We start from the raw sequence: 10115 nt of genomic DNA, 5'->3' as shown, positions 1-10115 counted from the left end.
AAGCTCCACAAGAGTTCAGACGTCTATGTTACCCATACCGACGACCCGACTTTGGAGCCTTGGGTACAATGGCCTACTTTCCACACGGGGCAGACGGAACACGTACACGGCGCTACAGAACTCGACGAAGGGCACCTGATCAAGACGCCCCGCATTTGGGACGCGCTGGCAGAAGACGGCATCGACAGCATCGTTTTCGGGTCGATGAATGCCGACACGGCCCACAAGGACACAGTGTTCCTCGTTCCTGACCCCTGGTCTGCGGGCGTGCGCCCAAGCGATCCGGCCTATGAAGCCTTTCACAAATTCATCAGCTTCCATGTGGCTGAACACACCAATCCGAATGCCAAACCCACCCGTGCTGACGCGCTCAATTTTGTAAAATTCATGCTGGGCCACGGCCTTTCACTCCAGACGATCACGAAGGCGATGAACCAGATCGCTGGTGAGAAGACATCTTCCGCCGACCGCAAATGGCGACGCGCGCTCGTGCTCGATCTGCTGATGTGGGACGTGTTTGCAAACACATGGTCGAAGCGCCGACCGCAATTCGCGACATATTTCGCCAATTCCACCGCCTATCTCCAGCACCGGTATTGGCGGCATATGCAACCGGACGTCTACCAGGTGAAACCTTCTGACGAGGAAATGCTCAATTACGGCAACGCGATCGAGGATTCGTATCGTCACATGGATGTGATTATCGGCAAGGCGTTCGACATGGTCGGGCCGACTGGCCGGATCGTCCTGGCCACTGCGCTCAGCCAGGAAGCAAACACACGCTACGAACATATTGGTGGGAAATTTGTCTATCGCCCCCACAATTTCAAAGACCTGTTTGCTTGGGCGGGTGGCCCGCAACCGGTCAGCTTCGAACCGGTCATGACCCATCAGGCTTGGGCAACGTTCGCCTCCGAGGAAGAGGCAGCTGAAGCAGAAGCAACGCTCGACGCCCTACAGTCGAATGGCAAAACGATCATGGAATGGCGGCGAGCAGCCAACCGGATCATGTTCTGGTCCGGGCTGATTTCAAAGACTGACCCAGGTTTCGAGATAACCAACGCCAAAACCGGTGAGCGTAAAGCCTTTGACGAACTCTTCATGCTGGTTGGTCAGGTCAACAATTCCCAGCACAGCCGCAATGGGGCTTTCTGGGTGCAAACCGCCGATGGAAGCGCCATCCGTCATGCCGACAGGCTACCGCTTGAGGATGCCTATGGCATCATGATGGACATGTTCGAGGGGTCCGCGAGCGCTGCATCGCAAGTTGCCGCGGAATAGCCAGGCCGCCTAGAGCCGGACCGTTCCTCGCACCACACGACCATTCCGTTCGATCTCAATATCCCAGCTGCTCGCATCCTTTGCGAGCGCAGATTTGAGCTCGTCTACGGTCTTTGTCTGCGCACCATTCACCGAGCGGACGATATCCCCTGGTCGGAAGAAATTCCGGGCAATCGAACGCCGCATCACTGAATGTACATAGATTCCGGATCCCTTCTGGAACGGGTCGAGCCCGTTCTCCTCGGCGAGCCGGGGAGACAGCTCTACAACTCGCGCACCCGAAAAAGCCGTTCGTCCATCTAGAAGTACAATATCCGCTTCGCGAGCGCCGGGTGGCGGCTCGACCGTGACTCCGATGTTCTGCGTCTTCCCCCCCCGCAGCACGGTCAGTATCGCTTCGTCGCCGGGGCTACGAACAGCGGCCAGAAACTTCAGGCCCTTTTCGTCAAACACTTCCCGCCCATCGATGGCGGTCACGAGATCGCCTCGACGCAGACCGGAATTGTCCGCTGGGCCATCATCGTAAACTTCCGTCACCATGACTCCGACAGGGCGATCCAGTCCTTGCGCCTTGGCGATGTCGTAGCTCACAGACTGCGCGGCGAGTCCCAGCCATGGACGGACGAAAGTGCCTTCATTCATGCCGGCGTCGACAACGCGCTTCACCATCTCAGCCGGGATGGCAAAACCGATACCATTGGACCCACCGGATCGGGAGAAGATTGCAGTGTTCACACCGACCAACTCCCCCTTCGTGTTCACAAGCGCCCCGCCGGAATTGCCAGGGTTCACCGCAGCATCCGTCTGAAGGAAGAAGGCGTAGTCGGAGATGCCCACATCCGTGCGGGCCGTTGCTGAGATGATGCCGCTGGTCACCGTTTGACCAACCCCGAATGGGTTGCCGATCGCCAGCACAAGGTCGCCGACTTGGGCTGCCCGGGTATCCGCGTATGGTAGAGTGGGCAGCACAGCGCCTTCAGTGTCGATTTTGAGGACAGCCAGATCTGTCCGCTCGTCCGCAAGCACAAGTTCGGCCGGATACTCCCGGCGATCACTCAAGACGACCCGAAACGTGTCCGCACCATCTATGACGTGATTGTTGGTTACGATCACACCATCTGAACCCACGATCACGCCGGATCCCAACGAATTCTGACGGCGCTGTTTCGGGATCGCATCACCGAAGAACAATTGTTCCATGGGTGAGACCCGGTTGGCGACCATGCGCTCGGTGAAAACGTTTACCACAGCGGGCGAAGCTTCCCTGACCAGCGGCGCAAAGCTGAGATCAATCTCGGTTTGCGATTGGGGTAACCGTTGGGCGTGTGCAAAAAGTGGCAAGACCGCCACGACAAGCAGAGCCAGAACCGAAAGCCCGGCAATCGCCAGGAACTTCGAAACGTGTTTTGTCATGCGAATTGTATGGACCATGAGTATGGCTCTATTGCGGCGCGAAGCGGGACGCAATTCCTTCAATCATGACAAATCAGTGAGTTTTTTCAGGGGGTTGGGTCTGTGTCGTCTCTCGCAGCGAGCGCCGCGAGATTGGCTTCATGACTTTCCCGGCTGATTCGATAGAAGCTGATGCACAGGATCATGAGCATCCAGATCACGAGCAACGAGGCTGCATACCCCCATCCGAGTTTATTCAGCGAAGTCTCGGCTACTTCCCCAGGCTGCATACCGGGACGCAGATCTGCCATCGACAACACGACCGCCGCAGTCAGTATCCCCGCACCTTGCGACAGCTTCCGAATGAAGCTGATACCTGCAAAGAATATCCCTTCCGAACGACGCCCCGTGGACAGTTCGCTTTCCTCGACAATGTCAGCAACCATCGCCGCCATGAGCATTTGCGTTGCAATGATCAGCGCCAGATCGAAAACTGTGATGAACAGTACGAGATAGTAAAGCGTATCGGAGCCATTCGGCGGCATGAAGCCAAGCAAGCGCGCGAGAACTGGCGCGGGTGCGATGGTGAATGCCAGAAGGCCGATAATGATTGAGCCGCGCTTCTTGCCCAGCGTCTTGCCAATGATGGGCGCGACCACCAACGCGATCGCTGCTGACACGAACACTCCAGCAGTAAGCCCGGCAATCTGATCAGTATCGAATTCCCAAAAGAAGCCGTTAATGTATTGGTTCAAGGCTGCAGAGATGCCGCTGGCGAACAAGCCAAATAGTGTCGCTAGAAACAATGCACGGAAAGACGGGTTTGAAACCGTTTCGAAGATTTCTCCGAATACCTTGCCCACACTGAGTTGGCGCGCAGCTGGCGCCGCCTTCAAATACGGAATGTATTTGTGTGTGCCGGCGGCACAAATCGCGATTGCGCCGACAATCGTGAGCGCTGCCCACAATCCATACGTATGCCAACCGTCGAGATTGAAGAATCCCATCTTCACGGTTTCAGTTGGCCGCAACAACATCGTCAGCAAGGCGACCTGTATCGCCAGTCCCCCGACCCACGCAAAGAAGTAGCGAAAGGACATGAGGCTGGTTCTTGCGTCATAATCCTGCGTCAGCTCCGCGGCGAGCGCGAGACTCGGCACTTCATAGAAGGTGAAACACAGCCTCACCGTGATCGTTATGACAACGAGCCATAAAAACAGTCCGTGACTATCCAAGCCCGCTGGTGGATTCCATGCGAGAAAATAAGCAACGCCCAGTGGAAGCATAGCGGCATACATGAACGGATGCCGCCGGCCGAACCGGGTGCGCACATTGTCAGACCAATAGCCGACGACGGGGTCCGATACGGCATCGACCACAAGCGCCAGGAACAATGCGCCAGCCACAAGAGAGGCTGAGATACCGAGTACCTGACTGTAGTAAAGCAACAGGAAGTACTCGAATCCGTTATTCTTCACGCCGCTGGCCGCACCGCCAATTCCATAGGCGATGCGGGTCAGCAGGCTTGGCTTACGCGCAACCGATAAGGACGCCGCCATGTCTGTCAAAGACCAAGAACCATCTTCGCCATGATGTTGCGCTGGATCTCATTCGAACCAGCGTAGATGGAGGCTTTCCGGTAATTGAAGTAGCTCGGCGCGACCGGCACCGCATATTGCGGCATCGGCAGGTCGGCATTCTTTCCAGCGCGGGCCACGGCAAAACTGTCCTGAATGAACGGAGCGGCATAAGAGCCCGTGGCTTCGAGAACAAGCTCGGTGATCGCTTGCTGAGTATGGGAGCCTTCGCACTTCAACATGGAGCTTTCCGGCCCAACCGCCTGCCCGGCCGAGAGTGCGGAGAAAATCCGCTGCTCGGTCGCGTCCAGACTATCGATCTTGATTTCCATGTTCGCCAGCTTGCGAGAGAAATCGTGATCCCGGATCAACGCCTCACCATCTGACTGTTCCACGCTCGCAATCTTGCGGGCCTTGCGCAACATGTTGCGCAGTCCGGGCGCATAAGCATTGCCCCGTTCGAACTGGAGCAGGTACTTGGCATAAGTCCAGCCCATATTCTCTTCGCCCACAAGGGCGTCGGCGACAGGCACGCGAACATCCTCGAAGAAGACCTGGTTGATTTCCTGCTGGCCTTCCAGCGGACCGTCCAGCGTCGGCAGCGCGGATATTGTGATCCCCGGCAGGGTCATTGGGAACACAATAAAGCTGATCCCTTCCTGCGTCTTGCCTTCCTTGGACGTGCGCACAAGGCAGAAGATCATGTCTGCCCATTGGGCATGCGTGGTCCAGATCTTGGAACCATTCAGCACATAATCGTCGCCATCCCTTACGGCGCTCATCTGCAACGAGGCGAGGTCGGAACCAGCGCCCGGCTCGGAATAGCCCTGACACCACCACACATCGGAACGCAGGATTGGAGGCAGGTATTTTTCCTTCTGCTCCTCGGAACCAAACTCCATCAAGACCGGCGCGACCATGGAAATGCCCATCGGACTGACGGTAGGTGTACCAGCAGCCGAAAGCTCCATGTTCAGGATGTATCGCTCAGACCCTGACAGGCCGGGACCGCCATACTTTTCGGGCCAGTTCGGCGCGACCCAGCCTTTTTCGTATAGTCGTTTCTGCCACTCGACCTGGCCCTCCTTGTCGAGATAGCCATTCTTGGACATGGCCTTTTTCGCGCGGAGTTCAGGCGTATAGGCTTCCGCAATCCAGTCCCTGACTTCTTGCTGAAATTCAAGGTCTTCCTTGGTAAACGAGAGATCCATAACCGCCCCGAACTAGTCTATGCTGTCAAAGTAGGAAATTTCCGGCGCGCCCGCGAGGCAAGCACCGAGCCCCGGCCCGGCAGCTTTGAAATACTCGGTCTGGCCGTGCGACTCCAAGTCAGCCTGACTCGCATACTGCTCCATGAAAATGTAGGTGTTAGCCTCTTTCTTGGATTTGTAGAGTTGGTAGGTCAGGCAACCAGGCTCGTTGGCCTTCACTTTTGCCATCAAATCCTTGGCCACCTGTTCGAACTGTTCGTTCTTGCCGTCCTGAATCGTCAATTTCGCGATCACACCAATCATGTCTGCTTCCTCCTATATGTTTACACTATCCATAGGAGGTTCGGGGCTGACGGCAAGATTAACGTAAGGGAGGGGATTATCTGCACATTCATCACGCTTTCAGCGGACTTGCGTCATCTCATCGTAAAAATGGAATGCTTTTTGCTCTCTAACGGACAACAAATACTTCGGGGACCCAAATGTTTGGCGATGTAATGGAACGAAACGCAGGTCGACTTGTCAGGGAAGCGCCCGCACAAACTGTGCTGGCGGTCATCCCAACGCTGAATGAAGAACGGCATATCGAAGCATGTATTCGGTCGCTGATGGACGGCGATGAACGCCTGAAGCATGTCCCCCTGACCGTGGCAGACGGCGGCAGCACTGACCAAACGGTGGCGATTGTGGAGAGCCTGAAGGGTGAGTTTCCGAATTTGCGCGTGCTTCACAATCCGAAACGCCTTCAGTCGGCTGCGCTGAACCTTGCGGCCAACCAGCATTCCAGCGAGGAGACACAATTCCTGATCCGCTGCGACGCCCACTCCATCTATCCCAAAAACTTCATCATTGACGTGGCTGACGCGCTCGAGACCACGCACGCAGCCTCGGTCGTTGTCCCGATGGACGCAGTGGGGGAAACCTGTTTCGAACGCGCGAATGCCTGGGTTGTAGATACGCCTTTGGGGTCGGGCGGCTCGGCTCATCGGGGTGGTCGCAAATCAGCCTATGTCGACCACGGGCACCATGCCGGTTTCGATCTCGCCGTGTTCAAGATGATTGGCGGATACGATGAGACCTTTTCCCACAATGAGGACGCAGAGTACGACAAGCGAGTGGTTCAGGCGGGTGGCAGGATATTCCTCGACGCCGATATTCGCATTCAGTATGTGCCGCGCGGCAGCGTAAAGGCGCTCGCTCGGCAATACTTCAATTACGGTAAGGGCCGCGCCCGCACGGCCCGGAAACACCGCCACACCCTTAAAATGCGTCAGGCCATCCCGATACTTGCCTTGCTGGCCAGTGTTTTCGGTCTCGTAGTATCGCCACTATTCTGGCCGGCACTGATCTTGCCACTCGGCTATGTCGGCGTGCTGGGGGCTGCCTCAATCGCTGTGGCAGTCTGGAAGCGCTCGACATGTGGTCTGTTTGCGGGTCTCGCATCGGGAACCATGCATATGAGCTGGGCGGCAGGTTTCTTGCGAGAGACTTTCCTCCCCAAAAGCGACAAACGCGCCCTACCTTTGGTTTTCCGGCAAAAAACACTATAAACGAGTCATTAATAGCAGAGCATCCATGCCCAAGCTGACGCAACAGATTCAGAAGTCGTTTATCGCGAGATTGGCTCAATTGACCCGCTCGACGACGTCTCTGCGTGCGCGCATGCGGCAAGGCTTCAATGCACCCGCAGACCAGGTTGAGACACCCGTTCGGCAAGAGCCGGTCGCGGTCGCGCCGCGTATTAGTCACGCTCCGGATGGCGAATGCATCTACGCGATCGGAGACATTCATGGGCGTTGCGACCTTTTGGAGCGTCTTGTAGAGCAAATCGAACAGGATTCCGAAACCTTGCCAGCGGGGACAAAGCGGACTCTGATATTTCTGGGTGACTATATTGATCGCGGTTTGCAATCGCGCGACGTGATCGACTTCCTGATCGGTGATCGTCTCAAGGAATTCCGAACCATTTTCCTGATGGGCAATCATGAAGAAGCATTGCTGCGGTTCCTGAGCGATGCTGGTTTCGGCAAACAATGGGTCCGCTACGGCGGCGGCGAAACCCTTTATTCGTATGGTTTCCAACCGCCAAATACCCGCTCCAGTCTAACCTCCCACGAAGCCATGACAGCAGCCCAGAAGGCCTGGGAAAAAGTCTGGACGGGCTTTCGGGAGAGGCTGCCCGACGAACACTTGAATTTCTACAACTCCCTTCAATCGTACCATGTTGCTGGAGACTATCTGTTTGTACATGCGGGAATGCGCCCTGACGTGCCCCTTGAACAGCAATCGGCACGGGACCTTCTATGGATCCGGGATGAATTCCTGGATGATACGAAAGAATTCGAACATATTGTGGTCCACGGACACACACCTGCAGAAGGTGTGTTCCGCGACAATCGTCGCATCGGTCTCGATACGGGCGCCTTTATTAGTGGCCGCCTGTCAGCAGCGAAACTTTTTAAGACCGATGTCAGCTTTCTGGAAACGAGTCCTGTTTAGGGATCAATTTGCAAAGCGGCGTTTGCCGCCAACAACGGAGAATATGGGGACATGATGACTCTTCGCTCAATCTGCTCAGCCTTGGTGGCTGGCGCTTTTCTGATTGTGTCTGCCTGTCAGGCTGGCACAGCAATTCAGAGATCAGACGCACCTGAGACCAGTCACGAGCAACGTACGGCTCCGGCCTATATCCTTGGCAATGGAGACCGGCTGCGTGTCACCGTGTTTGGACACCCGGACCTTTCCGGTGAATTTGATGTGGATGGCTCCGGAGCGATCTCGTTGCCCCTGGTTGGCCAGGTCGAAGCAATCGGTCTGACAACTCCAGAACTGGAAACCAAAATCGTTGAAACGCTTGACGGGGATTATATCCTGAATCCCCGCGTCAGCGCCGAAGTTATCAACTACCGCCCTTACTATATTCTCGGCGAAGTCGGCTCTCCGGGAGAATACCCCTACAATTCCGGTCTGACGGTGCTGAATGCCGTCGCTGCGGCAGGCGGTTTTACATACCGAGCCAACAAGAAGGTTGTATTCGTCAAAGGCGCTGACGCCACATCCGAAGAGACTTACACGCTGGATACCAATACGGCCGTTAAACCTGGAGATACGATCCGTATCGGGGAGCGCATCTTCTAGGCACCACAAAAACGCGAATCAACGAAAAGGCGGCCCTGAAACAGGGCCGCCTTTTTCATTCCAGACTGTGCCGCCTTGGCACGCGACTGTCCAAAAATCGATCACCGCTGACGCACGAGGCAAAAATTGCCTCGAACATGCCATTTTTGTGTACAGATTGCTCGATTATTTGCGCTTTACTTTCCCCTGTGGCGCGAAATTTGTCTCCAACCGTTAATTATTTTCATATTTCGCGGTACAGAGATTGCAAACCTCCCTGAAAGAAATAAACATCCAACGGCTCTTGCGAGTTAACCGCTCGTTAAGGTCCGCACTGGGTGAGGCAGTAAACCCGGCGCAGATGAGTAGATTCTAGGGGACGTAAAATGGGTTTGAGACTTTCAAAAGAGTCACGTGAAGTGGAGATGGCTACGTACGCATCGCTTCGCCACAGCTCCGATACTTCGGGTGCGGAACAGATTGCCAAACGCGTCTTCGACGTTGTGGTGGCATCTTGCATTCTGCTCTTCACTGCTCCCCTGATTTTGACAATTGCCATCTTTATCCGTCTGCAAGATGGCGGCCCCGCCGTTTTCAAGCAAATGCGCCTCGGCAAAGACGGTGAACAGTTTGCTTGTTACAAGCTTCGCTCGATGGTGACCGATGCAGGAGATCGCCTGCAACAGCTGCTGGCAACAGATCCGGATGCACGTCGCGAATGGGCCGAAACGCAAAAACTGACCAATGACCCCCGTATTACGGCACTCGGCCAGTTCATCCGCAAAAGCTCGATCGACGAACTCCCACAACTGGTCAACGTCATCCGGGGCGACATGTCGCTGGTTGGGCCGCGTCCGATCGTCGAAAATGAAATCACGAAATATGGCGACCAGTACAAACACTATTGCGCGGTACGCCCTGGCCTGACTGGCCTTTGGCAGGTCCGTGGCCGCAGCGACACATCCTACGAGACCCGCGTCGCAATGGATGTTGAATACGCGCGCACCAGAACCTTTCTGACCGATGTGAAAATTCTTCTGCTTACCGTGCCGGCCGTGGTGAATTCCAAGGGTGCCCGTTGACCCTGACGCGATAGGTGTCGAGGTTGGAAAACCCGGTTCAAACAGTCATGGCAATTTACCCCCCGGCCGCTGCCCAGTCTCGTGAGACTAGAATGATGTGGCAAGCAAACCGGTTCCGATTTACTATAGGCCAGCATTCATGCTTGAGCCGGATCAAGACAGTTTAGTTGAGAGCGTACCATCATGGCCGATATCGTAGTCGGGACAACAGAAGCCGAGACATTGACGCTCGCAGGTGATTATCTGGTCGAGGACAATTCCAACGCTTCGGGCGGACAGACCATCAAGTCGACCGGCACTGGCACCGCGACAGGTGCCTTCACCGGCGAAGACGGCACCTACGAATTTGCCGTCAACTTCTTCAACGAGAATGACGGCGCGTCAGAGTTCGCAGTCTACGTCAACGGCGTCGAGGTCGAGACATGGACCGGCGCAGGTGGCTCCAGTGGATGGGT

Annotated in this window: 10 protein-coding genes; 6 read left to right on the top strand and 4 right to left on the bottom strand. The window is 55.8% G+C overall.

Annotation, left to right across the window (positions count from 1 at the left end):
* Positions 1–1281 (top strand): hypothetical protein (locus B4F73_RS16530; protein WP_290483821.1); only part of this gene is annotated, 1281 nt, incomplete at its 5' end.
* A gap of 9 nt (positions 1282–1290) precedes the next feature.
* On the opposite strand, the gene B4F73_RS16525 is transcribed toward B4F73_RS16530, so the two are convergent.
* From B4F73_RS16525 to B4F73_RS16510, 4 genes are all read right to left on the bottom strand, one after another.
* Positions 1291–2712, bottom strand: a complete 1422-nt coding sequence (locus B4F73_RS16525) for a Do family serine endopeptidase (protein ID WP_233347789.1) — start codon at positions 2710–2712, stop codon at positions 1291–1293.
* 68 nt (positions 2713–2780) lie between these two features.
* Positions 2781–4232, bottom strand: a complete 1452-nt coding sequence (locus B4F73_RS16520; RefSeq protein WP_290479596.1) for an MFS transporter — start codon at positions 4230–4232, stop codon at positions 2781–2783.
* Between the two features lie 5 nt (positions 4233–4237).
* A complete protein-coding gene (locus B4F73_RS16515) occupies positions 4238–5461 on the bottom strand; it encodes an acyl-CoA dehydrogenase family protein (RefSeq protein ID WP_206990689.1) in 1224 nt (407 codons plus the stop codon).
* 12 nt (positions 5462–5473) lie between these two features.
* Positions 5474–5764, bottom strand: coding sequence for a putative quinol monooxygenase (locus tag B4F73_RS16510; protein ID WP_206990690.1), 291 nt, complete (start codon positions 5762–5764; stop codon positions 5474–5476).
* Positions 5765–5943: 179 nt separating this feature from the next.
* Here B4F73_RS16510 and B4F73_RS16505 point away from each other — a divergent pair, with 179 nt between their 5' ends.
* From B4F73_RS16505 to B4F73_RS16485, 5 genes are all read left to right on the top strand, one after another.
* On the top strand, positions 5944–7011 hold the full coding sequence (locus B4F73_RS16505; RefSeq protein ID WP_242517319.1) for a glycosyltransferase family 2 protein: 1068 nt from the start codon (positions 5944–5946) through the stop codon (positions 7009–7011).
* Between the two features lie 25 nt (positions 7012–7036).
* Positions 7037–7960: a metallophosphoesterase family protein gene (locus B4F73_RS16500; RefSeq protein ID WP_206990691.1), complete on the top strand. Its 924-nt coding sequence runs from the start codon at positions 7037–7039 to the stop codon at positions 7958–7960.
* Between the two features lie 51 nt (positions 7961–8011).
* Positions 8012–8599, top strand: a complete 588-nt coding sequence (locus B4F73_RS16495) for a polysaccharide biosynthesis/export family protein (protein ID WP_206990692.1) — start codon at positions 8012–8014, stop codon at positions 8597–8599.
* A gap of 365 nt (positions 8600–8964) precedes the next feature.
* Positions 8965–9660 (top strand): sugar transferase, encoded by a 696-nt coding sequence (locus B4F73_RS16490; RefSeq protein ID WP_290479598.1) that lies wholly within the window; start codon positions 8965–8967, stop codon positions 9658–9660.
* A gap of 183 nt (positions 9661–9843) precedes the next feature.
* The coding region (locus B4F73_RS16485; protein WP_290483820.1) for a hypothetical protein at positions 9844–10115 on the top strand (272 nt) is incomplete at its 3' end.

Origin of the sequence: Hyphomonas sp. UBA3601, assembly GCF_002375605.1 — a bacterium.
Taxonomy (GTDB): domain Bacteria; phylum Pseudomonadota; class Alphaproteobacteria; order Caulobacterales; family Hyphomonadaceae; genus Hyphomonas.
This window is presented reverse-complemented; position numbering and strand designations above follow the sequence as displayed.

Excerpts from the sequence above, each read along its gene's own strand:
- B4F73_RS16510 (WP_206990690.1), bottom strand. The coding sequence starts at position 5,764 with ATGATTGGTGTGATCGCGAAATTGACGATTCAGGACGGCAAGAACGAA.
- B4F73_RS16520 (WP_290479596.1), bottom strand. The coding sequence starts at position 4,232 with ATGGCGGCGTCCTTATCGGTTGCGCGTAAGCCAAGCCTGCTGACCCGC.
- B4F73_RS16525 (WP_233347789.1), bottom strand. The coding sequence starts at position 2,712 with ATGGTCCATACAATTCGCATGACAAAACACGTTTCGAAGTTCCTGGCG.
- B4F73_RS16495 (WP_206990692.1), top strand. The coding sequence starts at position 8,012 with ATGATGACTCTTCGCTCAATCTGCTCAGCCTTGGTGGCTGGCGCTTTT.
- B4F73_RS16515 (WP_206990689.1), bottom strand. The coding sequence starts at position 5,461 with ATGGATCTCTCGTTTACCAAGGAAGACCTTGAATTTCAGCAAGAAGTC.
- B4F73_RS16490 (WP_290479598.1), top strand. The coding sequence starts at position 8,965 with ATGGGTTTGAGACTTTCAAAAGAGTCACGTGAAGTGGAGATGGCTACG.
- B4F73_RS16505 (WP_242517319.1), top strand. The coding sequence starts at position 5,944 with ATGTTTGGCGATGTAATGGAACGAAACGCAGGTCGACTTGTCAGGGAA.
- B4F73_RS16500 (WP_206990691.1), top strand. The coding sequence starts at position 7,037 with ATGCCCAAGCTGACGCAACAGATTCAGAAGTCGTTTATCGCGAGATTG.